Annotated in this window: 29 protein-coding genes; 19 read left to right on the top strand and 10 right to left on the bottom strand. The window is 50.9% G+C overall.

What is annotated here, in order from left to right; genetic code table 11:
• Positions 1-249: 249 nt before the first annotated feature.
• From FH749_02920 to FH749_02910, 3 genes are all read left to right on the top strand, one after another.
• On the top strand, positions 250-678 hold the full coding sequence (locus FH749_02920; protein MTI94429.1) for an ATP-binding cassette domain-containing protein: 429 nt from the start codon (positions 250-252) through the stop codon (positions 676-678).
• Positions 679-843: 165 nt separating this feature from the next.
• The gene (locus FH749_02915; protein MTI94428.1) at positions 844-2,391 is read left to right on the top strand and encodes an FAD-dependent oxidoreductase; all 1,548 of its coding nucleotides are present in this window, start codon (positions 844-846) and stop codon (positions 2,389-2,391) included.
• A gap of 116 nt (positions 2,392-2,507) precedes the next feature.
• Positions 2,508-3,494: a hypothetical protein gene (locus tag FH749_02910; protein ID MTI94427.1), complete on the top strand. Its 987-nt coding sequence runs from the start codon at positions 2,508-2,510 to the stop codon at positions 3,492-3,494.
• A 135-nt stretch (positions 3,495-3,629) separates the two neighbouring features.
• Here the strand turns inward: FH749_02910 and FH749_02905 are convergent, their stop codons facing one another.
• From FH749_02905 to FH749_02895, 3 genes are read right to left on the bottom strand one after another with little or no spacing between them, the layout of a single operon-like run.
• Positions 3,630-6,137, bottom strand: a complete 2,508-nt coding sequence (locus FH749_02905) for a DUF4981 domain-containing protein (protein MTI94426.1) — start codon at positions 6,135-6,137, stop codon at positions 3,630-3,632.
• A gap of 50 nt (positions 6,138-6,187) precedes the next feature.
• Positions 6,188-6,736, bottom strand: a complete 549-nt coding sequence (locus FH749_02900; protein MTI94425.1) for a hypothetical protein — start codon at positions 6,734-6,736, stop codon at positions 6,188-6,190.
• 32 nt (positions 6,737-6,768) lie between these two features.
• Entirely contained in the window at positions 6,769-7,014 is a 246-nt protein-coding gene (locus FH749_02895; protein MTI94424.1) for a nucleotide pyrophosphohydrolase, read from the bottom strand.
• Between the two features lie 497 nt (positions 7,015-7,511).
• Between FH749_02895 and FH749_02890 the strand changes: the two genes are divergently transcribed.
• From FH749_02890 to FH749_02870, 5 genes are read left to right on the top strand one after another with little or no spacing between them, the layout of a single operon-like run.
• On the top strand, positions 7,512-7,970 hold the full coding sequence (locus FH749_02890; GenBank protein ID MTI94423.1) for a GNAT family N-acetyltransferase: 459 nt from the start codon (positions 7,512-7,514) through the stop codon (positions 7,968-7,970).
• Positions 7,967-8,461, top strand: a complete 495-nt coding sequence (locus FH749_02885; protein ID MTI94422.1) for a nucleotide kinase — start codon at positions 7,967-7,969, stop codon at positions 8,459-8,461. The genes FH749_02890 and FH749_02885 overlap by 4 nt, the downstream gene beginning before the upstream one ends.
• Before the next feature lie 19 nt (positions 8,462-8,480).
• On the top strand, positions 8,481-9,074 hold the full coding sequence (locus FH749_02880) for a GNAT family N-acetyltransferase (GenBank protein MTI94421.1): 594 nt from the start codon (positions 8,481-8,483) through the stop codon (positions 9,072-9,074).
• A gap of 4 nt (positions 9,075-9,078) precedes the next feature.
• Complete coding sequence (locus tag FH749_02875; protein ID MTI94420.1) at positions 9,079-9,852, top strand: hypothetical protein; 774 nt, start codon at positions 9,079-9,081, stop codon at positions 9,850-9,852.
• A 10-nt stretch (positions 9,853-9,862) separates the two neighbouring features.
• Positions 9,863-10,345, top strand: coding sequence for a flavodoxin (locus FH749_02870; GenBank protein MTI94419.1), 483 nt, complete (start codon positions 9,863-9,865; stop codon positions 10,343-10,345).
• Positions 10,346-10,368: 23 nt separating this feature from the next.
• Here the strand turns inward: FH749_02870 and FH749_02865 are convergent, their stop codons facing one another.
• The 3 genes from FH749_02865 to FH749_02855 all read right to left on the bottom strand — a co-directional run bounded on the left by FH749_02865 (position 10,369) and on the right by FH749_02855 (position 12,201).
• A complete protein-coding gene (locus FH749_02865; protein ID MTI94418.1) occupies positions 10,369-10,743 on the bottom strand; it encodes a hypothetical protein in 375 nt (124 codons plus the stop codon).
• Positions 10,744-10,907: 164 nt separating this feature from the next.
• The gene (locus FH749_02860) at positions 10,908-11,444 is read right to left on the bottom strand and encodes a nucleotidyltransferase domain-containing protein (protein ID MTI94417.1); all 537 of its coding nucleotides are present in this window, start codon (positions 11,442-11,444) and stop codon (positions 10,908-10,910) included.
• The gene (locus tag FH749_02855; GenBank protein ID MTI94416.1) at positions 11,401-12,201 is read right to left on the bottom strand and encodes a DUF1189 domain-containing protein; all 801 of its coding nucleotides are present in this window, start codon (positions 12,199-12,201) and stop codon (positions 11,401-11,403) included. Before FH749_02855 ends, FH749_02860 begins: the two co-directional genes overlap by 44 nt.
• A 120-nt stretch (positions 12,202-12,321) precedes the next feature.
• On the opposite strand from FH749_02855, the gene FH749_02850 reads away from it, so the two are divergent.
• The 5 genes from FH749_02850 (at position 12,322) to FH749_02830 (ending at position 18,186) form a co-directional block, all read left to right on the top strand.
• Positions 12,322-14,196: a PAS domain S-box protein gene (locus FH749_02850; GenBank protein ID MTI94415.1), complete on the top strand. Its 1,875-nt coding sequence runs from the start codon at positions 12,322-12,324 to the stop codon at positions 14,194-14,196.
• A 155-nt stretch (positions 14,197-14,351) separates the two neighbouring features.
• Positions 14,352-16,145, top strand: a complete 1,794-nt coding sequence (locus FH749_02845) for an aldehyde ferredoxin oxidoreductase (protein ID MTI94414.1) — start codon at positions 14,352-14,354, stop codon at positions 16,143-16,145.
• Positions 16,146-16,199: 54 nt separating this feature from the next.
• Positions 16,200-17,264 (top strand): radical SAM protein, encoded by a 1,065-nt coding sequence (locus FH749_02840; protein ID MTI94413.1) that lies wholly within the window; start codon positions 16,200-16,202, stop codon positions 17,262-17,264.
• Positions 17,265-17,275: 11 nt separating this feature from the next.
• The gene (locus FH749_02835; protein MTI94412.1) at positions 17,276-17,500 is read left to right on the top strand and encodes a MoaD/ThiS family protein; all 225 of its coding nucleotides are present in this window, start codon (positions 17,276-17,278) and stop codon (positions 17,498-17,500) included.
• Complete coding sequence (locus tag FH749_02830; GenBank protein ID MTI94411.1) at positions 17,500-18,186, top strand: HesA/MoeB/ThiF family protein; 687 nt, start codon at positions 17,500-17,502, stop codon at positions 18,184-18,186. The genes FH749_02835 and FH749_02830 overlap by 1 nt, the downstream gene beginning before the upstream one ends.
• A 40-nt stretch (positions 18,187-18,226) precedes the next feature.
• Here the strand turns inward: FH749_02830 and namA are convergent, their stop codons facing one another.
• Positions 18,227-19,234 carry an NADPH dehydrogenase NamA gene (namA, locus tag FH749_02825; GenBank protein MTI94410.1) on the bottom strand — a complete coding sequence of 336 codons (1,008 nt, stop codon included), beginning with the start codon at positions 19,232-19,234 and terminating at the stop codon, positions 18,227-18,229.
• An 86-nt stretch (positions 19,235-19,320) separates the two neighbouring features.
• Here namA and FH749_02820 point away from each other — a divergent pair, with 86 nt between their 5' ends.
• The 3 genes from FH749_02820 (at position 19,321) to FH749_02810 (ending at position 22,191) form a co-directional block, all read left to right on the top strand.
• Positions 19,321-21,081 (top strand): M3 family oligoendopeptidase, encoded by a 1,761-nt coding sequence (locus FH749_02820; GenBank protein MTI94409.1) that lies wholly within the window; start codon positions 19,321-19,323, stop codon positions 21,079-21,081.
• An 83-nt stretch (positions 21,082-21,164) separates the two neighbouring features.
• Positions 21,165-21,863: a hypothetical protein gene (locus FH749_02815; GenBank protein MTI94408.1), complete on the top strand. Its 699-nt coding sequence runs from the start codon at positions 21,165-21,167 to the stop codon at positions 21,861-21,863.
• A gap of 13 nt (positions 21,864-21,876) precedes the next feature.
• Positions 21,877-22,191: a hypothetical protein gene (locus FH749_02810; protein ID MTI94407.1), complete on the top strand. Its 315-nt coding sequence runs from the start codon at positions 21,877-21,879 to the stop codon at positions 22,189-22,191.
• A gap of 31 nt (positions 22,192-22,222) precedes the next feature.
• Here FH749_02810 and FH749_02805 read toward each other — a convergent pair whose 3' ends face one another.
• A complete protein-coding gene (locus tag FH749_02805) occupies positions 22,223-22,477 on the bottom strand; it encodes a spore coat protein (GenBank protein ID MTI94406.1) in 255 nt (84 codons plus the stop codon).
• An 11-nt stretch (positions 22,478-22,488) separates the two neighbouring features.
• Entirely contained in the window at positions 22,489-22,674 is a 186-nt protein-coding gene (locus FH749_02800; protein MTI94405.1) for a hypothetical protein, read from the bottom strand.
• Between FH749_02800 and FH749_02795 the strand changes: the two genes are divergently transcribed.
• The 3 genes from FH749_02795 to FH749_02785 all read left to right on the top strand — a co-directional run bounded on the left by FH749_02795 (position 22,618) and on the right by FH749_02785 (position 25,889).
• A complete protein-coding gene (locus FH749_02795) occupies positions 22,618-24,702 on the top strand; it encodes a hypothetical protein (GenBank protein MTI94404.1) in 2,085 nt (694 codons plus the stop codon). The two genes, FH749_02800 and FH749_02795, sit on opposite strands and share 57 nt — an antisense overlap.
• Before the next feature lie 146 nt (positions 24,703-24,848).
• The gene (locus tag FH749_02790) at positions 24,849-25,376 is read left to right on the top strand and encodes a serine hydrolase (GenBank protein MTI94403.1); all 528 of its coding nucleotides are present in this window, start codon (positions 24,849-24,851) and stop codon (positions 25,374-25,376) included.
• A 39-nt stretch (positions 25,377-25,415) separates the two neighbouring features.
• Positions 25,416-25,889 (top strand): serine hydrolase, encoded by a 474-nt coding sequence (locus FH749_02785; protein MTI94402.1) that lies wholly within the window; start codon positions 25,416-25,418, stop codon positions 25,887-25,889.
• A 142-nt stretch (positions 25,890-26,031) separates the two neighbouring features.
• Here FH749_02785 and FH749_02780 read toward each other — a convergent pair whose 3' ends face one another.
• Complete coding sequence (locus FH749_02780; GenBank protein ID MTI94401.1) at positions 26,032-26,442, bottom strand: hypothetical protein; 411 nt, start codon at positions 26,440-26,442, stop codon at positions 26,032-26,034.
• Positions 26,443-26,458: the final 16 nt, after the last annotated feature.

Here is a 26,458-nt window from a genome sequence, read left to right as displayed (position 1 = left end):
GGTATCCTATGCTTAACATACGCAGGGCTATGCGTAATCTGGTTCGACGACCCGTCCGCGCCATTTTAATCAGCCTTTTGGTCGCTGTCGCTTTTGCTCTTGCTATCATGAGTATGAGTCTCAATAATGCCCTAGAAATCCAGTTGGATAGTATGGCTGCAGAAATGGGCACTCAATTTGAGGTGCGGCCTGCAGGAAGTTTCGGTGGTATGGGTATGGGAGAGCCATTGAAAACTAGGCGAGCAGCAGCTGCTGAATATAAGGCGCAAAAAAATCGGGTTTATCTTCCAGGCTTACAACCTAATACCGACGCTGACTGCTCGGGAGAATGTGGAGTTGGCACTGGAGCTAGCCCGGCATCCCGATATCAAAAACCGGGCACTAGCCTGCATGGAACAAGCAGAGTTTCCTAAAGAACGGGCCAATCACCGTCCCGCCAAACTCTCAGGAGGCGAGTGCCAGCGGGTGGCCATCTCGCGGGCACTTGCCAATGACCCGGAAGTGCTTTTGGCTGACGAGCCTACAGGCAATCTGGATTCGGCCACTGCCGAGCAAATTATCCGACTGCTTCACAAATTGAAACAAGCCGGTAAAACGGTTATCCTGGTCACTCACGACAAAGGGCTGGCCGAAGAAGCTGATATTACCATTTGTTTAAGAGATGGTAAAATTGCCTGACAGAATAAATGGAACTATGAAACCCCCTGGCGTACAAGATCCTGTCTCTCTCCACCGGGATTACCTTATTATATAGGAAGTGCCAAATGAGAACCGTCCTGATTTGGTGCGCATAGGGTTTTGCTGGGAAGGGGAAGTTAAGAAAAAATATGGCAGGAGATTGATATGAGTACTGAACTTACCAGATTACCGGAGTCCTATTGGTTGGCCTCTACTCCCACAACCGATTACCCAACACTTGATGATAATATCTATGTGGATGTTGCGGTAATTGGCGGCGGATTGGCTGGGATTTCTACCGCCTGGATGTTGAAGCAGGCCGGGGTAAAGGTGGCGGTGTTGGAGGCAGACCGGATCTGTCAAGGGACCACCGGCCATTCGACGGCCAAAATCACTTCTCAGCACAGTTTGATTTATGATCAGATTTGGACGGAATTTGGCGAAGAAATGGCCCGTCAGTACGCAGAGGCCAATGAGACCGCGGTGCAGACAATGGCAGAAATTATCGAGCAGCAGGAGATTGACTGCGATTTTCAGTGGCAGCCTGCCTATGTTTACACCCAGCAGGACAAATATGTGCCAAAGCTCGAAAAGGAAGCGCGGGCGGCCACCAAGTTGGGGATTAAAGCTGAGTTTGTCAAGCAACTGGATTTGTCTTTTGATGTTAAAGCCGCACTGCGCTTTGATAATCAAGCCCAATTCCATCCCCGTAAATATGTTCTGGCTTTGGCAGAAATGATTCCTGGCTCAGGCTGTGCAATTTTCGAAAACACCCGGGCCGTGGATATTCAAGAGGATACCCCCCATACCATTACGACAAAGAACGGCTATACAGTTACTGCGGATGAAGTTGTTGTGGCCAGTCATTTTCCCTTCCATGACGGTCTCGGCATCTATTTCGCCCGCATGTATCCCAATCGTTCCTATGTTCTGGGAGTTAGGACTGAGGACAAATTGCCACCAGGCATGTATGTGACGGCAGAGAATCCGGGCCGTTCCTTGCGCAGCCAGCGCTATAAAGACGGAGAGATGATCTTGGTGGCTGGGGAGCATCATAAGACCCGCCAGGGTGAGGCGACGATGGATCACTACCGCAAGCTTCAAGAGTTTGCCGAGGCCTCCTTCACTGTGCAGGACATTCCCTACCGCTGGTCTACCCAGGATTACACCACCATCGACAACATCCCCTACATCGGGCAAGTGCGCTCCAGTAGTGCGGGAGTATATGTGGCCACCGGTTTTCGCAAATGGGGTATCTCCACCAGCACTGTCTCGGCGCTGCTAATCAAGGACTCGATTGTAAACGGCAGCAGTCCCTGGCAGGACGTGTTCAGTCCCCAGCGGAAAATTAATCTCAAATCTGTTGGTGAACTGGCCAGGACAAATATTAACGTTGCCGGACAGTTAATTGGTGGCAAGTTGAATTTCCCGGGGGGCGACATTGACGTCAAGCGGGGCGAAGGCAAAATCGTCATCATTGACGGTCAGCGCCTAGGCGCCTATCGGGATGAACAGGGTAAGCTCCATACCGTGGACATCACCTGCCCGCATATGGGCTGCGAATTGAAATGGAACAGCGGCGAAAAGACCTGGGATTGCCCCTGCCATGGCTCCCGTTTCACCTGGGAGGGAGATATTGTTGAAGGGCCAGCCTTTCATGGCCTGCACCATCAGTCTCAGGGCGCCAACGAAGTTGAACTGGATCTCCTCTAGAGAAAAACTCCTGCCACTCGGCGGGAGTTTTTATATTGGTGAAACTTTTTCGGGCTGTTGGTCGTAAGCAGTGTGAGCGGCGAGAAGTAATTGTTTGGAGAGAGGAGGGATTTATAATGAACTGGATGCGTACGGCCGAGCAGGCTGAGCAAATAGACTCCGGACCTTTACGATGGTTGGCGATTGTCCTAGCCGGGGTTGCTGGTGTTGCCTTGTTTTTGCCGTTTCTCAGTGCCTATCGGGGAGTTGGCCACTATCAGGCTTTACCTGTATTTGACCTGGCACGCCGGGAATATCTCTTTTATGGATATCAGTTTGATTTGCTCTTTGTCATGATAATAGCCTCCATAATTGTCTGTTTTGGGCTGAGCCTGCTGCGGACGGAATCTGGCCACAGATTAGGCGCGAATCTTTTTGCCCTACTGGCCACCATTGCGACGGGTCTGGAAATCCGCGGTATCACGTTATTCCTCACTGTAAACTGGGGGAGCCATGGGCCGCCAGACAGCAGAGTTGTATTTATGGAATGGGGATTTCACCTGTTGCTGGTTGTGCTAGCCGTAGGCACAGTTCTGCATGGATGGTTGTTTTTGCGCCAAAATAGTGTGCATGCAGGGCTGGCGCGGCTCTTCAAGCTCTGCCTGCGGACCCTGGCGGTGTTTGGGTTGGTTAGCATCGCGTATTGGTTTGGGATGAATTCAACGGGGGACACGCTTATCTATGGGTCGACGCTGCTCTTCAGCCTGGGAGTTATGTCCTATACGATATCCTGGTCCGGCAGACGCTGGTTGTTCCTTGGAGTGGCGGTGCTTTTCGCTGCCCTGACCGTGCTTGCTGCTAAAGACGGTTACCAACATGGCATCGACGGTTGGGGTACCGGGGGCTTATTGATTTCCGCCTTCTTCTGGTTAGCAATGGCTGGAGGCAAGTGCAAGCTGGTAACAATCGGCCTGCTAATAGTCGGCGGTATACTGTTTCCCGGCAACTACATTTTTTATCTAGGGCCATACTTTGTCCCGTTCTTTAATTTCTCCATGTGGGGGCTGCTACTTGTGGCGACTTTGCACTTACAAATCGCTGGAAGGCTTTTGATTGCACAGTGAGTGTAGTTAGCAGCGAGCGTTTGTCGGGTGTAGTCATGGGGGCGTGTCTTGGCTTTATTCTTCGGTGTTTTATCTGACTCTATTGACCTATGCTACTGCCCAAAGAAAAAGGCCACCGGCTGTAGCCGGAGCCAGTTAAATCGATGTGATGGTGAATCGGAGGCGGTGCTTCTGGTTCTTTTTTATCTTAAATTCATCGTGCAGGGCAGCAATGCCGGGGGAATCGCCGCCGACACCGCACTGGCGGAGGTCGATGTTCAAGGTAATGAAGTCTTCCACCTGTAGCTCGTGGATGTGGGTGGCTGCAGCTAATGCCTCCTGGCTAAAGGGCCAGGCGCTGAAGTTCAGATACTGTCCGCCGGTGTCGGTAATCTTCAGCCCCCGGCCGGCGTTGTCGCTGACCCGCAGCCAGCGCACATCGGTACGGTTGCCGTTTTCCTGGGGGCGCATGTACAAGTGATAGAGCTCTGTGACCGTAAGCTTGTACACATTCAGCTTGGCGCCAAATTTGCGGTCCGGGTAGTTTTCATGGGGGCCGCGGCCGTACCAGCGGAAGTTTTCCTTGCTCCGGGGGAGACGGGTAGAAAAGCCCACCTGGTACATGTCCTTTCGGGGCACGACATCCATTTGCACCTCCAGCGGGCCATTAGCGTGGATGAGATAGCGCACAGTGTTCTCCCGAAAGGCCCGATGACTCAGGGTAAAACTGACTTCTATGGCAGACTCGGTCTCCCTGATTTCATAGTTCTTCACCCGGTAGTCCTCGGTGGCACGGCGCCAGGTTCGGCCCGCCAGCAGCTTTTCCAGGCCCGGGACAAAGTTTGCATATCCCTTGTCGTTGTCTGTGAGGGCCCGCCAGAAGTTGACTTTAAGTGGCCCGGCCAATTGATTATCGCCGTCCAGGGCAATTTCCTGCACCGCAGCGGTTTTGAGGTCGATGACAATCCGCTGTTTGTTACCCTGATGCACACAGATGTGGCTGTTCACCCGGGTAACCTTCGGTTTGGGACCTGGTTCGCCAGCCTGCAGCGGCAGATATTGGCCGATGGTAAATTGATCCCAGGCGATTTCATCGCCTTCCCTGGCCCAGGGATAATCTCTGGCAGTAACGACCGAGAGGGTAATAACATGTTCCAAAGTGCCGGGGAAGGTGAGCTGAGAGAAGTCCAGGGTGAGCTCTGTGCTCTCTCCCGGCGGGACAGCAGGTAAAGCCGCTTCACCTTGCTCCAGGATTTCGGCGCCTACTTTGACCTGCCAACACAGTGTAAATTCACTGAGGTTGGTGAAGGCAAACTTGTTTTGTACCGTAAATTTTCCTTCCTTGATGTCCACGGCAGCAAAGGATACGTTCTGATAGCCCTTCTTTACCTCATAGAGGGAGGGGTGGGGACTGCGATCGGCAGCGACAATGCCGTTGGCGCAGAAGTAGCGGTGGGATTTCTCCTCATCGAAATCACCGCCGTACAACCACTTGCCGTCTTTGCGGACTGACTGATCGACAAAGTCCCAGATAAAGCCACCGGCCATATTGAGGTATTTCTCAAACACATCGATGTATTTAAAGAAGTTGCCAAGGCTGTTTTCCATGGCATGGGCATATTCGCAGACTACCACCGGCTTACCGGTGTATTGTTCCGGGCGCAGCGGTTTGTCGTCGGAGATAAATTGGTTGAGTATTTTAGTCACCGGTTCGATTTTAACCCTTTCGTGGCGACCCAGTTTTTCCAGGTAATCGCAGGAGGGATACATGCGGGAAAGAACATCGCTCACATCCATATGGTAATCCCCTTCGTAGTGGAAAGGGCGGCTGGCATCTAGCTGCAGGGCCGCTTCCTTCATGCGCCGGAAATTGCTGCCGTAACCTGCCTCATTGCCCAGGGACCACATGACAACGCAAGGGTGGTTGCGGTCTCTTTTGACCATGCGCTCCATCCGGTCGACAACCGCGGCGGTCCATAAGGGGTTATTTCCCGGGACATTTTTGCGGCGCACGCCGTGGGTCTCCAGATCCGCTTCGTCCATTACATAGAGCCCCAGTTCATCACAGAGCTCATAGAGCAACTGGGCGTTAGGGTAGTGACTGGTGCGGATGGCATTGATATTGTTTTGCTTCATGATCAGCAAGTCCTGGCGGTAACGCTCTCTTGGCACTGCCCAGCCGTGGTCGGGGTCAAAGTCGTGGCGGTTCACTCCCTTAAACAATATCGGCACGCCGTTGACGAGGATTTGTTCCTCCTGGATTTCCACCGTGCGGAAGCCGATGCGAGTCGCCTTGACATGCACTTCTTTACTTGTTTGGTCCCGGAGGACGAGGATGAGGTTATAGAGGTTTGGTGTCTCGGCAGTCCATTGCTCCGGGGTGGGTACGGGTATTTGCATTTGCAACCGGGTAGTTTCCCCGGCAGGCGCAGCAAAACTTTCACTGTTGATTACCCTGACCTCAGCGTCCGGCCAGCGGCCCAGCATGACGTCTACTTGCCACTTTTCGGGCTGGCCAGAGCTGTTCACGATATCTACCTGCAAATCAATTATCCCGTCCCGATATTTTTCATCAAGTCCAGCACGGGCGAAAAAATCAAAGATAGCGGTTTGTGGCTCTGCTTGGAGGTAAACATCTCGATAGATTCCACTGAAAAACCACATATCTTGGTCCTCGAGATAGGTGCCGTCGGAGAAGCGATAAACTACGGCGGTTATTCTGTTTTGCCCGGAACTAAGTATTTAGTAATTTCGAATTCGGCCGGGGTCATCGAACCCTGGGAGTAGCCGACCAGTTGCTTGTTTATATAAAGGTGGAACGCAGATTTAACGGCGCCAAAGAACACATAGACTTTCTTTTGCTGCCAGTGGGCGGGCACAGTGAATTCCCTAGTGTAAATGCCGACTTCGTTTTGAGTGGGGTCAATCTCTGGTATCCGACGCTTAGATTTACTCAGGGCCAGTGGATAGTCAAAGGCCAGGTAATAGGGCTTACCATAGCCCTGGAGTTCCCAGACCCCGGGGACCTGAATTGTGTCCCAGCCGGAGGCCTCCTCATTGACTGCTTGGTCTTTATCGAAGCCACTCAACCCTCGCAGCCACTTAAAATGCCATTCCCCGTTCAGATTCAGTTTGTTGGACTGCTTGTCCGCTTGTTGCTCCAGTAGGGAATCGTAGCCAATAGCCGGCGTCCGGCCGGCAAGCTTGTTCACGGCAAAAACATTGGGGTTTTCCCATTCGTGCAGATACCGTTTGGTGGCCATCTATTCTCCCCTCCAATGGAAATTATTTGATTCTAGAGCTCTGAGCGCAGTTTGGTCGTGGGTGGAAAGCGTCGCTGATTGCGCTCCATTTTTTCCCCTATCACCTCTGTGATGTCGATATCCAGCTGGTTGGCAAGGGCCAGGCAATAAATCATCACGTCCGCCAACTCATCTTGGACGGCTGCTATGGATTCGCTGTCTTTGACTTTCCAGGCGGTGTCTGTTGTCTGCCACTGAAATACTTCCATCAGCTCAGCTGCCTCGATGGCTATACTCATGACGAGATTTTTGGGACTGTGATGTTGATTCCAGTTGCGCTCATCGACAAATTTGCGCACTTGTGCCTTGAGATTTCCAACAGGGGTTATTGAATCAGTCACGGGCACCACTCCTTATAGACTGATTATACAATATTTTCCGGAGCATGGGGACAATCTTTTGCCTCTGGCCTGGCTTACACGCAATGGGAGCAAAAGAACCGTCCCCATGCTTCCCATGCTTCCATGATTTACAAATGATTCTTAGTTCGTTACAATTACGGTGGGTTGTTATCTGATTGAGCTAGGGGTGTAAGCATGAAAGTAATTCTAGATTTTTGAGATTCGGGTAACAGTATATCGCGGTCGCTTACTTGGCGTGCCAAACGGCCATGCTTTGTTGGTGTACCGATGTTGAGTAACCTGGGCTGAACATGAATACTTAGACATCCTGCAGGGTTAACTGTGGGATTTTTGTGTTTTGGTCGTTGGATTTTTACTGGAATAAGGAGGAGAAAATGTCACATAAATTTACAATCCAACAAGTTGCAAGCGACAATTACCATTTGTTTCGGGATTTGGTGCACTGGCGTGTGACAGGCGAGCGTAAACCTGCAGCTGGCGAGCCAACGGGCCCTGAGTTGGAGTTTCTCAAGTATGAAGATTTCTGGGTCTATGCGGCCCAGATTGGCAATGCCTTTGTCGGTTGGATTAATGCAGTACTGATTCCCAAACCTGATCGACGCCGGGGCCTGCTCTATGTAGATGAATTATGGCTGGCTCCAGAGTACCGGGGGAAGGGCATTGCCGATGCTCTGATGGAAAAGGTGTTTTGCCTGGCCCGGGAAAGGGAGCTTTGGAAGGTGCGGCTTTACGTAGGCGCAGATAACCCCAGCGCCCGGTCTTTTTATCGCCGCATGGGCTTTGTGGAGGATGATGAACTGGCGGTATTTTGTGAGTGGGAAGTGGTAAAATGAAATCATTGCTTATCGTTAATGGCCCGCCAGGAGTGGGGAAAACGGCTGCCTGCGAACGGTTATATCGGCAGATAGAAAACTCAGTCTGGTTGGATGGAGACTGGTGCTGGATGATGAATCCGTTTACGGCAAACGAAGAAAACAAGCGTATGGTAGAGGACAACATCACCCACCTGCTGCGCAACTTCCTTACCAACTCTAAGTTGGAGATGGTGATTTTCAGTTGGGTAATCCCCCGCGCGGAAGTATTTGATATAGTTCTTGGGCCCTTGGCAGACCTGAGCTTTAACCTTCAGCGTATTACTTTGGTTTGCAGTCCTGAAGAGCTGCGTCGACGGATGATAGCTGGTGGCCGGGAAGAGCATAAAGTTCAAAAGAGCACCAGTACTTTGCCTGGATACCTGGATATGGACACATTTCAGTTGGACACAACTGTACTGTCGCCGGATGAAGCAGCGACAGCAATTTTGAAGTTATTAACCGCACAATAAGTTTGACAACCCGTTACTCATACGGAGATTTTTAGCAAGAATTGATTGGAGTGGGGGAGTTAGGGTGTTCCGAGGAATCAAGACAGAGCGTTTGCTGGTGCGTCGGTTTCAGCGCTGGGATGGCAGGGCCTGCTTGCGGATGCTCTCGTCATCCGATGTTATGCGCTATATCCCAGAGGAACCGTATTCCATCCTCGATGTGCAACGGCTGATTGCTTCTGCCCGCAGGGAAGTCTTCCCCAGCCGACTTGCGGTCAGTTTACGGCCAGGGGTGACGCTGGTGGGCGCTTTGATGTTGGCGCCGGCGCGAAAACAACCAGCAACACGGGAGCTTGGTTATATCATCGCACCGGGATACCAGGGGCGAGGATTTGCTACTGAGGCAGTAACGGCAGTTCTTGATTACGGCTTTAGAGAATTGAACCTAGAGCGCGTTATAGCCTGTTGCACTGCTGAGAACACCGCTTCGATTCGGATCCTAGAGAAAGTGGGCTTTCAGCTAACCGAAACCGTTTCCCGGACTAACCAAAAAACAGGGGAGAAGTACGATGAGTGCAAGTACGAACTCCTGCCTCGGAAGCAGGGGAACCGTCCCTATATGGAGAGGAGATAATATTTTGATTAAGGTGCTATTTGAACGCTGGTGGTTTCTATTACTGTTGGTGTTGGTATTCTTTTTGCCCCCCTTGTCCCAGATAGAATTCACCGCTGTTGATACCCCGGCAGTGATTAAGGAGGTTCTGATTGCTCCTTACGTTTACCGTTTCCCGGAGTTGTTTGTTGTTTCCAAGTTGATTTTTATTGGCCTGGCTGTTGGGTTGGCCACTCGACCCCGCTTGTTTTGGCGACCGTTCGCCACCTTTGCAGCTTTGCTCTTGTTAGTTGTAGCAGTGTTTCAAAATATCGCCGATACCGCCAGTTATGGCCTCACTGTTTTGACGGGGAATTTGCTTTTGATGCTTATTGTTGCCGGCCTCTGGGCCTGGGAAGCGATTACACCAGGGAGTCAATTGGCTGCGCCAGACATGAAAAGACAGTTGGTATTGCCTCTGGCAATTCTTGCGTTTTGGATGCCTGTGGACTCGGTTACCGGCTCCCAGAATCTAGTCCTGGCCAAATTCTTGACCAGCGAATCGTTACTGACCTTTTGCATGCTTATCCCGATTCTGTTGGCAGTATTGATTCTCTATTATCCCAACGTTAACCGCACTTTGCTGAGGGGAACAGCTTTTATTGGGATTGTTTTCGGCATAACGAACATGCTTACCTGGTTTGTGTTGGACAGAGGGTTCTTGTGGATGGGGATTGTCCACTTGCCGTTGCTGATAAATTCATTGCTCGGGTTTAATCTCACACGACCAAAAAAGAAAAAAAAGCGGCGTGCCGCTTGATTGAGGGGTAATTGTTGTGGATGATAAATTGGTGGTTTATTTTTCGCTGACTGGCAACACCCGTCGGGCCGCAAAACTGATTGCCGCCCGAACCGGGGCCAAGGTTTTGGAGCTGCAACCGTTGAAGCCCTATTCTGAAGGGTTTTCTACCTATATTACTGGCGGGTTTGGCGCAATGTTTAAAAGACGGCCCCAATTGCGTCCGCTTGCGATTGACCCAGTTGATTTCCAAACCATCTTCATTGGCACACCGGTGTGGGCAGGCCGGATTGCGCCACCGCTGCGCACTTTTCTTAGCACCCATGACTTTAGCGGTAAAAAACTAGCTATGTTTTGCACTTGCCTGGATAATGCCGGCCGGACCTTCGCCAACATCCATGAGTTGCAGCCCGGGATGCTGCCGGCAGGGCAAATTGCCTTAAATATGAAAATGGCGGAAATGAGCCTAAAGAGTCTGGAAGTCTGGGCAGATGAAATCGGTAGCACTGAATAAAATAACAGGCGTTTTGACGCCTATTATTTTGTACCCTTCCATACGGTTTTTACGCTACCTCGGGCCTCACTGACAGTGACCACCAGTGTCCATTCTCCAGGGATTATATCGAATTTTTCCCGCACTCGCAATTTACTATCAGTGTCGCCGGACCAGACATCTTCACCGTTGGGATTGGTGGCCACTAAGCTTGCCTGCCCCTCTTTTATGTCAACGTCGATTTCCAGTTGGAGATCTGTCAAATTTCTCATCGGGTCAGCTTCAAAAACGAAGGATTCCTGAAAGGATTCAGCAGACCCCATGTTCCATTGACTGCGTTTGACGCTTTGGCTGCCGGAACAGGCACTTAGCGTAAACAGACTCAACATAATCGCGACGAATAGAACTCGTTTAAACACAGGTATTCACTCCTAGATGTTTCATTTACGGGTACGGGAGCAGGAGAACCGTCCCCGTGCTCCGCCAGTGCTTCGGAGGCTCGCAACGCCCTTGGGTAAGCTGGGGCCGGTACAGTCTCGCCTCCGGTTCGTAAATATGCCTTAGGACTGTTCCAGATTGCCGCTCATATGGCTGGCCAGGCGCGTGGCCCAGCAAATATCGCCCCGCTGCCACGCGGCTTCGAATTCCAGGATGCAGAAGCTGAACTCATGGAACCATTCTTCAACTTGTCGGGCTGAAACGGAAAAATCCCTTGGGAGCTGAATCTGGCCAGGATATTTTCTGGGTCATACAACACCTTGAATTGACCTTGCCGGGGAAAATTGGTTTCGGTTACGGTATAGAGGTCGAAATGTAGGCCGTCAGCAAAGACGGCTACAATCTGGGGACCGACAAAATTCTGCTCGCTCCAATAAACAACGGGCTTATAGTTCGCAAGAATGGGCAGGCGGTCCTGCAAAAACCCTGCTTGCTTATTTTCGTCGACGAGACAGTAGAAATCCACGTCCGAATACTGGTCTCCGTTGCTGGTGGCCAGCGAGCCCTTGAGGAATACCGCTCGCACCGCCGGATGCTCGCACACTGCGGCCAGGATGGCCGAAATTGCTTGTTTCTGTTTACTCACCGGGCTCAGTTCCCGCCAATTCAGAACCGTCCTCAATTGGTGTTTTGGTTATTTTCAAGAGGGCAAGTACCATATACAGCCCGGCTACACTGAAGAACACTATGTTGAAGTAGAGGCCGGGGATTGTAAATGGCAGCCAGCTGTGGAATACACCGATTATCGCCGGCAAGGTGAGGGCATAGATTGACATTGCCAAGACATTGCCAAAGCCCAGCCCTGCTTTGAGAATTGCTGCTAAAATTACCGCTACCACTGCAACAAGCAACGCCTGGACCAGACGGACGACCAAAGTGATTACAAAGCTGAATATCACCACCAATGGTATCGCCCATTTAAAGAACTGGAAAAAAGTCGCCAGAAACCGTGTGCTCAAGGAAATATTAGGTAGCGCCTGAAAGCTGACCTCTGCGGTTGAATTTCCGTCTTTAATCAACATACGGGTGGCAGTAAACAGGACTGCTTTATCGTAGTCCTCCAGCACAGAAGCGCTCGTTCCTCCGCTTGTATCGATAATTGTTGTGCTGTCTTCATATGTGTGGTAGAAGGGCATATCCACGTTAACACTTAACTCTCCGTTTTGGAGACTGAAATCCAAGGGCGTTTCCTCAAACAGGCCGGCAACCTGATTGATACCCCTGTTAAACTGGATAATTCCCGGCATGATGGCGGCTAACGATAGAATCAGGGTGGCAAGGATAAGGAAGCCGAAGGCACGACCAAAGGGCTCCTTGGCAAATTGTTGATATGCTTTAATGTCTGTAAAACTTTTAAAGAATTTAACAAAAAAGTTCATAGTAACACCCCTCTTATGATATAGGTGAATTATAGCATAATCTGGCTTGTAGGCAGTAAAATGATGCTTTTCACAATCGTTTCAAAATGATACAATGAGGCAAATGCAGGGGGTGAGCAGATGGCCAAAGGTTTTATCGAACGTTCACATCGACGCTGTCGAGAGATGGGTGTGGATTTTACCCGGATTTACAGTTCTCTGGTTCTTGAGGGTGCTGAACTGAGGCGCCGTTTGGAAGATTGCCAGGAGTTGATGGAGATTGCGGCTCCTTTTATGGAGCAGTTGCTGGATTTTGTGCGCGGCTCAAACTTTCTCGTTATCCTTACTGACGCCGAGGGCATAATTTTGAAAATCATCGGCGATGAGGAGATTTTGAACGATGCCCATAACTTGAAAATGATTCCCGGCGCCTCTATGAATGAGCGCCATATTGGCACCAATGCGATGGGTACAGGCTTGGTGGAGGGCAAGCCAATCCAGGTCACCGGCAAGGAGCATTTTGTTAGTGCTTATCATCGCTGGACCTGTTCCGTATCGCCGATCCGCAACCCCCAGGGGAAGATCATCGGTACCTTGGATCTGACCGGCAACATACCTCTCGTCCATTCACATACTTTGGGCATGGTCGTGGCGGCGGCACATGCCATTGAGAGTATGCTGGCTAATAAGCTCGCTCATAACAAATTGTTGGTGGCCAGCAAATATATCCAGACGATCGTCGATTCCATCGATGCGGGAATTTTTACGGTCGGTGCCCGGGGCTATATGAAGACCCTGAGCAAAAAGGCCGAGCAAATGCTGGGCTTTACTCAGCAGGAAGTCGTCGGGATGCGGGTGGAAAATTTTATTGAGGGTTGGGACTCGATCAAAGAGACTCTCACCCGGGAACAAACATATTACGAGGAAGAGGACTTTGTGCGGGGGCGCAGCGGTAAATTGCACTGTACTTTGAGCATTTACTACATTATCGATGACGAGCATGGGCACCATCAGGGCTATGTCTGTGTAATTAAGGATATCCAGAAAATTCGCAAGCTTGTGGACCGTATCTCCGGCAAGCAGAGTTTTTATACCTTCGACAGCATTATCGGCCGGGACAGCAAATTTCTCAAGGCGGTTCGCTTCGCCCGCCAAATTGCCGACGGCCCGTCCACGGTGCTGATTACCGGCGAAAGCGGTACAGGTAAAGAGGTGTTCGCCCAGAGTATCCACAACGCCAGCAGTCGTCGGGACGAGCCATTTGTCGCCGTGAACTGCGGCGCCCTTCCCCGAAACCTTATTGAGTCGGAACTGTTTGGGTATGCGGAAGGGGCGTTTACCGGTGCCAAGCGCGGCGGTAAGCCGGGCAAGTTTGAGTTGGCCGATGGCGGCACTTTGTTTCTGGACGAGATTGGCGAGATGCCCCTGGATATGCAGGCTAATTTGTTGCGGGTTCTGGAAGAGGGGCGCCTCTACCGGGTAGGAGGAAGTAAAGTAATAGAAGTTGATGTCCGGATAATCGCTGCCACCAACAAAGATTTAGTTCGGGAGGTGGAGGCAGGCAACTTCCGGGGCGACCTTTATTACCGCTTGAATGTGCTTGCCTTGCGCCTGCCGCCACTTCGGGAGCGAAAACTAGATATCCCCTTGTTGGCAGATTATTTTGCGCGTTCGAAAGCGGCAAAGCTTAATAAGCGGCCCCTGCAAATCAATGAACAGCTGCGTAGGCGGTTTCTCGATTACAATTGGCCGGGCAATATCCGGGAGTTGGAAAACGTGATTGAAAGTATGTTAAGCTCCCCGGACACAGTGCAGTTTCCGCCCCGCGTCCAGCCGATTGGCGCCAGATGCGCCGAACTGGAAGTGGAGGACTTGGCTACGGCAGAACTAAATCATATTCACCAGGTTCTGGCAAAGTATAATGGCAACATCACTGCAGCTGCCCGGGCATTGGGTATCGGTCGCACGACATTATATCGAAAGCTACAGTTGGATTGTTCCAATATGGAGCAGTGACCCGTTCTGAAACAAACTCTGCTTGTCCACCTGTACCAATTTGATACATTTGCCCCTGTCGGGGCTTTTTTGTTATGTCAGAGTAAATTGTTATCGGCGGCACAATTATTGCATATTAGATGGATGTATCAAATAAATGAGGGGGTAGAGATTGGATGTATGGAAGTAACGGAAAGATTCTGCGGGTTAATCTCACCGAACGGACGGTACAGACAGAGACGCTTGATTCGGAATTGGCAACCAAGTACATCGGGGGCCGCGGCGTGGCCGAAAAGCTTTTACGCGATGAGGTGGGGGCAGGTGTTGATGCCCTAAGTCCGGATAACAAAGTATTTATTGCTACTGGTCCGCTCACCGGCACGCCGACGCCGACGGGTGGTCGCTACATGGTCATTACCAAGTCTCCGCTCACCGGCACCATTGCTTGTTCCAACTCCGGTGGCTTTTGGGGCGCCGAACTTAAGTTTGCGGGCTATGACCTCCTGGTTTTTGAAGGTAAAGCCGAGAAGCCGGTCTATCTGAGCATAGAAGACGATAATGTGGAAATAAAGGATGCCGACCATCTTTGGGGCAAGGTGACTTCCGAAACAACAGATCTTCTGCAGAAGGAATATGGCGATAAGGCTAAAGTGCTGAACATCGGGCCGGCCGGCGAAAAGCTCTCGAAGCTGGCTGCCGTGATGAACGATCGATATCGGGCGGCTGGGCGTTCCGGTGTTGGCGCGGTCTTGGGCTCCAAAAATCTCAAGGCTGTCGTTGTCAAGGGCAGCAAGAAAGTGGCTGTGGCCAATCCGGAGAAGCTCAAAGAAATTACCGGTGCTGCGATTAAGAAAATCCGCGAGCATGGCGTCACCGGACAGGGTTTGCCCGCATACGGCACGGCAGTTTTGGTCAATATCATCAATGAGAACGGCGTCTTTCCCACCAATAACTTCCAAGAAGGCGTGTTTAAGGATGCCGAGGCAATTAGCGGTGAAACCCTGGCTGAGAAGTATCTGACCAAGAAGGACGTCTGTTATCGGTGCCCAATTGGCTGCGGCCGTTACTGCGTTGTCGATGATGTGGAGGGTGGAGGACCCGAATATGAAACAATATGGGCCTTCGGCGCCGATTGTGGGGTCAAAGACCTGGGTTCGGTTATCAAGGCCAATTATTGGTGTAATGAAATGGGCCTGGATACAATTTCCGCCGGCACAACGATTGCCGCTGCGATGGAGCTTTACCAACGAGGCAAGATTAAGGCCGATGAATTGAACGGCGCCGGCTTGGAGTTTGGTGATGCTGACGCGGTTATACACTGGACAAAGGCGATGGGTATGCGGGAAGGTTTTGGCGATAAATTGGCCGAAGGTTCCTACCGGTTGGGCGAGATGTACGGTATGCCAGAGGTGTCGATGAGTGTCAAGAAGCTGGAATTACCGGCCTATGACCCCCGGGGAATTCAGGGAATGGGCCTCCAGTATGCTACTACCAACCGCGGCGGCTGCCATGTCCGGGGCTACCTGATTTCGCCTGAGATTCTCGGTGTGCCCGAAAAACTGGATCGGTTCAGCTTGGAAGGTAAGGCTACCTGGTCCAAGATATTCCAGGACCTGACTGCGGCCATTGATTCCATGGGGCTTTGTCTCTTCACATCCTTTGCTCTGGGCGCTGAAGATTATGCAGAATTGTTGAATGCTGTTACTGGCAGCGAGCACACAGCGGAGAGCTTGCTTACCGCCGGTGAGCGGATCTGGAACGTGGAGCGTTTGTTTAACCTGGAGGCTGGCTTTACCAAGGCAGACGATACACTGCCTAAGCGACTGCTGGAAGAGCCGATGCCTGATGGCCCCGCCAAGGGCAAGGTTCATCAGCTAGCAGAGCTGCTGCCTGAGTATTATGAGCAGCGGGGCTGGGATGCCAATGGTGTACCGACCAGCGCGAAGTTGCAGGAACTAGATATCAGCTAAAAATATGGGAAGAGCTTCTGCAAAGAAGCTCTTCCTGCACTGCAGGTGATGTAGATGGAAAAACCGGGTTATGTGCCCAACTTTATAGATTCTGAACCTCGGCGCCTCTATTTGGAACTTACCAGTCGCTGTAATCTAAATTGCCAAATTTGCTACCGTCGCGCCTGGACAGAAGGAACAGGGGATTTGCCCGGGGAGTTGCTGGAGGCGCTGGCGCAGGAGGCTGCAAGGTTTAGCGAGCATCCAGAGGTGGTGTTGGGTGGAATTGGCGAACCGACCCATGCGCCACTGTTTGACCGTGCTGTAAAGTTGTTTGCTTCCTGTCGACTGACAGTGACCAGCAACGGAATCTCTTTGACCGAAGACCGAATCGCTAAACTAATTGCAGCCCATGTCAATAAATTGGTGATTTCCGTAGATGGCGGCGACGAGGAATATTACCGCATACGCGGCACAGATTTGCAGCAGGTGCGTGCGGGACTTGCAAATCTACGACGCCACTCTGGCGGTCCCACCCTCTGGCTGCAATTTGTCGCTTCCTGTGATAATATTGATTCGCTGCGCTCCGTGATTGATCTCGCTGCCCAAGAAAAAATCCACGGCGTAATCATATCCAATCTTGTACCCCAGACCGAGGAACACAGCGGTAAAATTCTTTATTCCCGATATCAGAATGAAGCAATGCGCAACTTGTTTAACCGGGTTCGCAATCACTCGTTTTTGCGCGGAGTGAATCTAGTTCTTCCTAATTATGAATTGAAGACCATCCGACGCTGCCGGTTTATCGACGAGGCGGCAATGATGATCAACTATCTTGGCGACGTGGTGCCGTGCTATCGTCTGGCCCATAATGGCCGGGAATATGTTTTTGAGCGACCGAAAGAAGTAGTACGTCATTCCTTTGGCTCAATTAAGAAGCAGACGCTTCGAGAGATTTGGAACAGCGAAGCCTACCGACGCTTTCGCTATACAGTGTTTACCAATCAGTACCCCTCTTGTATGGACTGTGAATTGGTGGATGGCTGTGAGATAATTAATTCAACAGTCTGGGACTGCGAAGGCAATATGCCCACTTGCGGGGATTGCTTGTGGGCCCGGAATTTTGTAATCTGTCCCTAGGGGGTGTGCCAATGCAAGTTAACGTACGGTTGTTTGCCACTTTGCGGGAAGGCAGGGGGAAGACTTTGACAATTGAACTCAAAGAGAGTGCGGTTGTGCGAGACGTGCTCGCTGTCCTTGCGATTGCGGAGCAAGATGCTGCAATATTGCTCCGCAATCGCCTCGATGTCACGTTGGATTCAGAACTGGCCCCGCAGGATACTATCTCAATTTTCCCGCCGGTGGGTGGCGGTTGATGGAACGTTATCGTAAAAATATCGGCATGCTCAGCGAAGCGGAAAATCTGCTCTTGCGCGAAAAAAAGGCCGCAGTTATCGGCTGCGGCGGGCTCGGCGGTTATATTTTAGAGATGCTAGCACGCCTGGGGGTAGGCGCCCTTACTGTTGTGGACGGTGATGTGTTTGCGGAATCCAACCTCAATCGGCAACTGTTGTGCCGGGTAGATAACCTGGGAAAGAGTAAAGCGTTGGAGGCGGCTGAACATATCCGCCAAATTAATCCCCATGTTCAGGTCACGACGATGGATATCTGGCTTTCCTCTGAGAATGCCCAGGGAGTGCTGCAGGGCCACGATGTAGTTGTCGATGCCTTGGATAATGTCTCCGGACGCAAACTATTGCAAGCGGAATGCGCCCGGCTCGGTATCCCTATGGTTCACGGCGCGATTGCCGGTTGGTATGGCCAGGTGGCGACAATTCTTCCCGGCGATGATACCTTGGACCGAATCTATACCGGGGAGCGGAATATGGGCTTGGAGGAGAAATTGGGCAATCCATCCTTTACTCCCGCCCTGGTGGCCAGCCTGCAAGTGGCAGAGGTGACCAAGCTGCTGATTGGCCGGGGAGATTTACTCTCCGGCGGAACGATGCTGTTTGTCGATACTTTATCCCAGGAATTTTACCGGTTACCTGGAGAGAGGTAAAGGGCCAGATCCCCGCTTACGCCGGACCTGGCCCCATCGTTCACCAGCCCCGCTGATATTGGCGGGGTATTTTTATTTCAGCGCCCAGTTCTCTGGCTGCATAGATCGGCCAGTTAGGATTCCGTAACAGCTCCCTGCCCAGCAATACCAGGTCGGCACGCCCATTTTGGAGAATTTCCTCCGCATGCAGAGGGGAGATAATCAGACCAACGGCGCCGGTGGCAATGCCGAACTCCCGGCGAAAGCGCTCTGCATAGGGCACCTGGTAACCGGGATAATGGGGGACCCGCGCCGGGTGCACGCCGCCGCTGGAGCAGTCAATCATGTCCACTCCCAGGGCCTGCAGGCACTCTACGTTGTAGGCAGTCTCATCGGGGCCGTTTCCTTCGCTATGGTACTCTTCCACCGAGAGCCGCACCATTAGCGGGCCGTCCCAGACTGCCTGGACAGCTTCTGTTATCTGCGCCAGTAGCCTGAAGCGTTTCTCCGGAGTGCTGCCGTACTCATCAGTTCGTCTGTTGGTCAGGGGCGATAGGAATTGATTCAACAGGTAGCCATGAGCGCCGTGGAGCTCGATAACATCGAATCCCGCTGATTTTGCTCGCCTGGCCGCTGCCTGGAACTGTCCGATTATCGTCTCTATTTGGTCGATGTTCAGCTCCTCCGGCCGAGGATAGTCCGTGCTGAACGCCAGGGGGGAGGGGGCAAGCCCCGGTTCACCGACCACGGCTTTGCGGCCGGCGTGGTTTAGTTGTACCGCAGCAACGCAGTTTTCGCTGTGGATTGTCGCGACCAGCTCCTGCATGCCGGAAATCTGACTATCATCCCACAGGCCCAGGTCATTGACGCTGATCCGTCCCCGTGGCGTGACTGCGGTTGCCTCGACAATGATCATTCCCGGCTGGCCGATTGCCCGGCTGCCGTAATGAACCAGATGCCAGGGAGCCACTTTCCCGTCTTCGGTCATGCAGGAATAGGTGCACATCGGCGCCATTACAATCCGGTTCTTGAGGGTTATACCTTTTAGCTGGTAAGGGGAAAATAACATGGTCATCTAACCACCTCTTTCTGCAGGTATTTTCTGTCAGGTGTCGAAACACTTACATAACCATTATATAACAAGGAGTGAAGCTAATGCTAACAAACCTCAAGCATGTCTGGGATCTGGAATCTATATTCCCCGGTGGCAGCGAGTCACCACAGTTGGCGGCTTACATAGAAGAAATTTCCCGGGATATCGATAAGTTGGCAAAGGATGTACAGGCTAAAATTGATGATTGGCCTGCCTTTGTGGAGCGGATGCAGAATCTCGGCGGTCGCCTCAGTGAAGCTGGCGCCTTTATTGGCTGTCTTAATGCCCAGAACGTAAAGGATACGCAAGCAAAATTGCTGGCCGGCAAGCTCCAGCAATTACGTGCGGCCTACGGCTCAGTACAAACTTCTGTAGACCGTCAGCTGTTGGCAATTCCTAATCAAGAATGGCAGGAACTATTGAAAGATCTCGCCCCGCTGGCCTTCAACCTGGAGGAGCGGCGCCAATGGGCCGCCGATGAAATGCCTGAAGCTCAGGAAAAGCTGGCAAATGATTTGGCTGTGGACGGCTACCACGGCTGGAGTGATTTGTACAACATCATAACCGGCCGGATGCAGATTCCCTTTAAGAAAGACGGCAAGGATCAAGAGCTTTCTGTTGGCCAGGCTCAGAACGTGTTCTCTGATGCCGACCCGGAAGTACGTCATGCCATGGCGGAAAAGTGGGAACAGGCCTGGAGTAAGGAGGCCGAACTCTGCGCCGGCGCCCTCAACCATCTGGCTGGATTCCGTCTCAACCTCTACCGGCACCGGGGCTGGGACAAAGTTCTTAAAGAGCCCTTGGAATACAACCGTATGTCCAACGCTACCCTTGATGCTATGTGGAGTACTATCGATGCAAACAAGGATATTTTTGTCAAATACTTGGAACGCAAGGGCAAACTGTTGGGGCTAGAAAAGCTGGGGTGGTTTGATTTGCATGCCCCTGTTGGGAAAAGTGCCAAAACATATAGTTATGATGAAGGTGCCACCTTTGTAATGGAGCAGTTCGGCAAAGTCAGCCCCAAGATGGCTGCATTCGCCGAAAAGGCCTTCCGCAACAGTTGGGTTGAGGTGGAGGACCGTTCCGGCAAGCGCCAGGGCGCTTTTTGCACTAGCTTACCCATGAGTGGCCAGACCCGGGTGTTTATGACCTATTCGGGGAGCGCCAATTCTGTGTCTACCTTGGCTCATGAACTTGGCCACGCTTTCCACCAGTCTGTGATGACCGACTTGCCCCTGATGTGTCAGCGCTATGCCATGAATGTGGCAGAAACTGCCTCTACTTTTGCGGAAATGGTGGTTGCCGATGCTGCCGTTCAGAACGCAACCTCAAAGGATGAAAAAATTGCCCTGCTTGGCGGCAAGGTTGGCAACAGCATTTCCTTCTTCATGGATATCCACAGCCGCTTTCTATTTGAAACCAGCTTCTACGAGGCACGGCGCCGTGGCCCGGTTAGCGTGGATCAGCTCAACGATCTGATGCTCACTGCCCAGAAGCAGGCCTTCCGGGATAGCCTTAACACCTGGCATCCCCACTTCTGGTGTTCCAAACTTCATTTCTACATCACAGCCGTTCCCTTCTACAACTTCCCTTATACCTTTGGTTATCTGTTCAGCGCCGGTGTATACGCCATGGCCCGACAGGAAGGGAAGAACTTTGAGCAAAAATATGTCGATTTGCTCCGGGATACCGGCCGGATGCGGGTGGAAGATCTGGCCCAGCGTCATCTCGGTGTGGACCTGACCAAAGCGGACTTTTGGCAGCAGGCGGTTGACCTGGCGGTTGCCGATGCCCAGGAGTTTTTGGACCTTACCGAATAAAATTTAGCCCCGCCTACGCGGGGCTAATTTCGTAAAGGAAAAAATTGCTTTAAAGCGAATATATCTAGCAAAGAGGTGAGTTTATGTTCAATGTCTCGACGCCCGCAGGGCAGCACATTGGGTTTATCGCCGGGTCCTTCCGCGGTGTGCTATTGGTGGCACTTACCGAAAGCAATTTGGAAACTAGCTGGCTCGACTGGCAGTCTATGGAGCAGGCGGTTGCAGACTATTTGGGCTGCTATGGATTCCTTGGCGGGATAAACCGAGACAAGTTGGAGCTTAAATTACGTGAAATATGGCAGCAAGAAAATATCTACAGTACAGATGATATGTGGGATCGGGAATTGCTTTTGCGCAAGCTGTACTTAGAGTGCTGTCCCAAGTCAAGGTTTGTTAACCTTGATTCTGTTGCTTACACTGGCTATGTCTTGATGTATAGAGAGGATTTGGAATTTCAAGATGAGCAGACAGTAATTCTGGATACAACACTGAATTATATAGCACCGGAGCAGGAAGTTTTGGGCCAGCCGCCAATTTATTTTGAAGTTATCGATTATCCTAATGTAGATATTTCCCGGTGGCAATCGAGCGTCAGTATAGAAGAAGTTAAGTACGCGACGCATCTACAAATTCGCTCAGGAAATGTAGTCAGGGATATATCCTTCGCTGTCCCTTTGACATGTAAAATGGGAGACAGTCTGCTTCTCTATCCTAAAGGCGACCAGTTCCGCGCATTGGTTACTGCCGGTATCGTCTATAATTTCCTTGACCAGGAGGTGTAGTTGTTGCCATTTAATGTATGCGACGCAAAGGGCCGGCATTTGGCTGCTAATCCGGCTTTTATTTGTCCGTAAGGCACAAACTATTGCTGAGGCGCTCATTATCTCCAAGGTTATTGAATATCATGGTTATATCTGTATGGACAAGAACAAGTTGTCCTTAAATCAAGATGGGCGTCTTATGGTCAGGGAAAACTTGGATTACCTGGAAACAGATGTCCGACTGGCTGGTAAAACACCACTATTTGCCAAGATTACTGAGCCGTCGGTAATCTATATGGAAACAATGGGTGTGGCCGAGGGACTAATACTGGGGGCGACTTTTAATTAAAAAGTGAACCCCTAAAGGGTTCACTTGGCAGTTATGACATGCCGCCGCCAACCTGCGATTTAACCTGTTGAATATCCTGCTGGTTAGCTTGTTGTGCTGGCTGGTAATAGCCCTTTTGCTCAGCAACCTGATAGAGTTGGAACTGGAACTGCTCATCAGAATTTCGCATTTGCTGGATTGTCTGCCGCAATTGCTGGTTGGAGCATTGAGAAATTACATTGGCGTAGCCGGTCAGGCTGCTGTTAATCATCGACAGGACATCATTTACCATGTCTTTTTCTTGCATTAATTTCCCTCCTAACTAAGGAATGAAACGAGCTTTTGTTTTGCGCTTCTAGCAGACTGGGCCGACTGTTGGAACATCTGTTTGATTTGCGGATCGTTACAAGACTGGGCATACGCTTCTAATTTTTGCGCAGCTGTGTCATGGGATCCAATCAAATGCCTGAGGTTTTGCAATTCCAGCTGATTCAGTTGGGACATTATGACCCTCCTTTAAAAAATCTTGTGCCATCAGTATTTTTTGATTGTGGCTTAAAATATATTCAACCCAATCACGGCAAAAACGTCAGGAGGTGGAAAGGAATAATGCGGAAATTTTTAATTTTAATTTTAATTTTTGGCATGTTTATACCCGGATGTAGTGGCGATTCATTTCCGACTCCCAGTGAAGTTTTGAGTCGATTTGTCGCATTATGGGAGGCGGGCGGCTACGATCAAATGTACGACATGCTTACAGAAACCGCGAGACAACGGACGGACAGAGATACATTTGTTGAGCGTTACAGACTGATTAGTGAGGGAATTGGTCTGGAAAGCCTCGGCGTGGCGGAGGTGGCTGGTGACGAGGACGGGGAGAGGCGTGAACTTACATACACACTGGCATTTACCACCAGCACTGTGCCTGAATTCACCCAGACTTACAGCGTGTTCATGGAGCAAGGGGAGGAGTCATGGCTTTTGGACTGGGACCATGAGCACATATTTCCTGTCCTCACCGCCGACTTACGGGTGCGAGTGGAAAGAGTGCGTCCGGAGCGTGGTAGTATCTATGACCGCAACGGTATGCCCTTAGCCTATAATGGGGAAGTGGTCCGGATAGGTTTGGAGCCCAGGTTCCTTAATGACGAAGACCTTCCCCGTCTGTCAGAGCTTGTGGGGCCCAGCGTTGACTCAATAGAACGCAGCTTGTCTGAGGGCTGGGTGCAGCCAGACAGTTTTGTGCCCATACGTACGATGCGGAAAGAATTAGCTGAGGAAATCAGGGACGAACTTGCAAGTATCCCCGGGGTGCATGTGCGTGCCAGCACGGGTCGGCTTTATGACATACCTGAGTCTTTGGCGACAACAATCGGATATATGGCGCCCCTGACTGCGGAACGATTGGCGCAGCTGGAACAGTATGGCTATCGCAGTTCCGACCAGGCAGGGATGCTGGGATTGGAGTATGTTTTTGAGCGGGAACTGGCCGGGGAGTTTGGTTACCGTATCTTTCTGGTCGATCCCAATGGCCGTGATATTGGCACAATTGTCGAGTTGCCTGTTGTCGGAGGTAAGGATATTCAAACAACCCTGGATATTGATCTTCAACTGATTCTGGACGAACAAATGGCGGGCCAACAGGGTAGTGCATTGGCGATGAATTATGCCAACGGCGAAATAATTGCCGTTGTGAGCAATCCTGGTTTTGACAGCAATCTATTTTCCCTTGGTATCAGCAGCGCCGAGTATAATGCTATTGTCGAGCAGGACTCTCCATTTTTAAACAGGACCTTTAATGGGATTTATGCCCCTGGTTCCACGTTTAAACCATTTACTGCCCTGATGGGGCTTGCTGCCGGCAGTTTGGATCCCACAGAGGCGTGGGATACACCAAGGGAATGGCAAACCATCAGGCGGGTTGAGCGCCCTGCCGGCGAAGTTGATCTCCGTGCTGCAATGAAATACTCGGATAATGTCTATTTTGCCAACGCAGTCGATGCAATTGGGTGGGATAAGTTTTTGCAGTACAGTGAAGAATTAGGATTTGGGATCGATTTTTCTTTTGCCCTTAATAGCCGCAGTTCCCAGATTAAGGCCGACGACCGCTCTCAGCGCCATCTCCGTGACTTGAGTTATGGACAGGGCCAAATGCTGGTTACCCCGTTGCATCTGAGCACGATGTACGCCCTGATTGCCCGTCAGGATGGCGCACTTCCGGCGCCGGTGATAATCCAGGGGGCCGTCTCGGAGCCATGGCTGACAACTGATTTTGCTGTGGAAGATCTTGCGCTTCTAGACGAAGTGTTGTTGGCGGCAGCTGCAGACCCCCAAGCTCTGGCCTGGGCCGGAAGCGAGGGTGTGCGGGGCAAAACCGGAACAGCGGAAGTAAGCGCCACCCGTCAATTGGGTTGGTATGTCAGTTATTTTGACGAACTTGTGCTCACAATTTGCCTGGAAGGGGAGCCACCTCTGGGCAGCCAGGAAGCGGTGTCTATCGCCCGGGGTATCATCGCCGAAATGAGAAATTAATCTGATTATAAACAGCATTGAGCGCCCTGATAACCGGGCGCTCTTTAAAATATCGATTCGGTGTATTCAACTCTTGACAGTTCCCATTCAGACAACACGGCAGTGGGCAGAAAATCTCCTCTGCTCGGTCCTTGGAAGTTGTAGCTTTGACGATGTTTATATATAATAAAAATATTAATACTATTTTGGAGGTTATTGTGAAACGACTAATTTTTGTTATATTTATTGTCCTCTTGTTGATTAATGGCTGTGCAGAAAAGGGTCCTGCAAAAATGAGTTATTGGCCGACAGAGCAATGGCAAGAAGCGACAGCGGTCTCTCAGGGGTTTGATGTCGAGCTACTGGAAGAAATGGAGGCAGATACAGACAATTACCGAATCACAAATATTATGATTGTGCGCAATGGGTTTAAGGTCTATCATTATTTCCAGCATGAGGACTATATGTTAGGGGCATACGATAATATTGTGCCAATATATTCGATTACCAAAAGTGTGATTTCGGCATTGACCGGTATTGCTGTTGACCAGGGTTATTTTGAACTTGATCAGCCCGTCTCTGAATTTTTTCCGGAATGGGACAACCTAGCCCCTGATGAGCGCCGGGATTCGATGACAATCAGACATTTGCTGGAGCTGACCACAGGTTGGGACTGGCCGGAGTTTACCACTTAGCAGGGGCGCCTCAATGAATTTAGGGACAGTGAAAACTGGGTGGAGTTCGTGCTCGGCAGAAGATTACTAGAGGAGCCTGGTGCAAGTTTCAATTATAATACAGGCGCATCCCATCTTCTTTCTGTGATTATTACCCGGGCAACTGGCCAAGATACATATTCATTCGCCCGGGAAAATCTGTTTAGCCCGATTGGAATTGGGGAAGTGGAGTGGAGAACTGACCCCCAGGGGTATTATGCCGGCGGAACTGATTTATGGATGTGCGCTGAGGACCTTGCCCGCTTTGGATTGCTCTATCTGCACAACGGGCGTTGGGATGAAGAACAGATAATTCCCGCTGATTGGGTAGAGCTGTCAACGACAAGTCATTCAAAAGGTTCCCGGATCGGAGGCGGTCAGTATGGTTTCCAGTGGTGGACGACAAGTCTTTTGGTTGGTACAGAGTTTGTAGAATGTTTCTACGGTTGGGCTTTGCGGGCCAGTATCTCTACGTGGTTCCCGAATATGATTTAGTGGTTGCGGCTACAAGCCAAAATATTGAGCTCCCAAACATAATTACAATTTATATGCAGAGCTATATTCTCAAACCGCTAGTTTAAACCAAAAACTCACCCTTGCAGGTCAGCCGGCAGACCAGTCTTTTGCTTCAAGTTTGCTAGCGCATTCGCGACACGCCCGTTGGGGAACGGCGTACACTGCCATCTTCGTTCCGGGCTACCCGTTCACTGTTTAGACGAACACTGCATAGCGGGCAGTGCGAATTAGGGAGTTCACCACTTAGGTTCTTTTCGTCCTGGATGTTTCTTTGAGTGAGGGTAGATCCATACTTTACAATCCATTCGTACAGGTCGTCATCCTGTCCAGCAATACTGTCAGCAAAGGTATGGATAAACTGGCTGTAATCATAAAATTCCTCTTTGGTTTCTGGGCAACGGCCTGTTTCAAGAAAGTAAAGATAGTCATTAAGCAATTTCCAGCCTAAGCCAAATGCCTTCTTTTTACCCCCGGCAATTTGCTCGACATCATAATGGCGTATCCAGTTTTTCACCAATTGCGTTTTATCCATCTTCCACCCCTCCTAA

This window comes from Bacillota bacterium, from assembly GCA_009711825.1.
Lineage (GTDB): Bacteria > Bacillota > Proteinivoracia > UBA4975 > VEMY01 > VEMY01.
This window is presented reverse-complemented; position numbering and strand designations above follow the sequence as displayed.

Coding starts and splice junctions, on each gene's coding strand:
- FH749_02805 (MTI94406.1), bottom strand. CDS start 22,477: ATGCAAGAAAAAGACATGGTAAATGATGTCCTGTCGATGATTAACAGC.
- FH749_02885 (MTI94422.1), top strand. CDS start 7,967: ATGAAATCATTGCTTATCGTTAATGGCCCGCCAGGAGTGGGGAAAACG.
- FH749_02905 (MTI94426.1), bottom strand. CDS start 6,137: ATGTGGTTTTTCAGTGGAATCTATCGAGATGTTTACCTCCAAGCAGAG.
- FH749_02895 (MTI94424.1), bottom strand. CDS start 7,014: ATGAGTATAGCCATCGAGGCAGCTGAGCTGATGGAAGTATTTCAGTGG.
- FH749_02810 (MTI94407.1), top strand. CDS start 21,877: ATGTATGCGACGCAAAGGGCCGGCATTTGGCTGCTAATCCGGCTTTTA.
- FH749_02800 (MTI94405.1), bottom strand. CDS start 22,674: ATGTCCCAACTGAATCAGCTGGAATTGCAAAACCTCAGGCATTTGATT.
- FH749_02795 (MTI94404.1), top strand. CDS start 22,618: ATGGGATCCAATCAAATGCCTGAGGTTTTGCAATTCCAGCTGATTCAG.
- FH749_02855 (MTI94416.1), bottom strand. CDS start 12,201: ATGAACTTTTTTGTTAAATTCTTTAAAAGTTTTACAGACATTAAAGCA.
- FH749_02830 (MTI94411.1), top strand. CDS start 17,500: ATGGAACGTTATCGTAAAAATATCGGCATGCTCAGCGAAGCGGAAAAT.
- FH749_02910 (MTI94427.1), top strand. CDS start 2,508: ATGAACTGGATGCGTACGGCCGAGCAGGCTGAGCAAATAGACTCCGGA.
- FH749_02890 (MTI94423.1), top strand. CDS start 7,512: ATGTCACATAAATTTACAATCCAACAAGTTGCAAGCGACAATTACCAT.
- FH749_02780 (MTI94401.1), bottom strand. CDS start 26,442: ATGGATAAAACGCAATTGGTGAAAAACTGGATACGCCATTATGATGTC.
- namA (MTI94410.1), bottom strand. CDS start 19,234: ATGTTATTTTCCCCTTACCAGCTAAAAGGTATAACCCTCAAGAACCGG.
- FH749_02840 (MTI94413.1), top strand. CDS start 16,200: ATGGAAAAACCGGGTTATGTGCCCAACTTTATAGATTCTGAACCTCGG.
- FH749_02845 (MTI94414.1), top strand. CDS start 14,352: ATGTATGGAAGTAACGGAAAGATTCTGCGGGTTAATCTCACCGAACGG.
- FH749_02820 (MTI94409.1), top strand. CDS start 19,321: ATGCTAACAAACCTCAAGCATGTCTGGGATCTGGAATCTATATTCCCC.
- FH749_02900 (MTI94425.1), bottom strand. CDS start 6,736: ATGGCCACCAAACGGTATCTGCACGAATGGGAAAACCCCAATGTTTTT.
- FH749_02915 (MTI94428.1), top strand. CDS start 844: ATGAGTACTGAACTTACCAGATTACCGGAGTCCTATTGGTTGGCCTCT.
- FH749_02835 (MTI94412.1), top strand. CDS start 17,276: ATGCAAGTTAACGTACGGTTGTTTGCCACTTTGCGGGAAGGCAGGGGG.
- FH749_02815 (MTI94408.1), top strand. CDS start 21,165: ATGTTCAATGTCTCGACGCCCGCAGGGCAGCACATTGGGTTTATCGCC.
- FH749_02850 (MTI94415.1), top strand. CDS start 12,322: ATGGCCAAAGGTTTTATCGAACGTTCACATCGACGCTGTCGAGAGATG.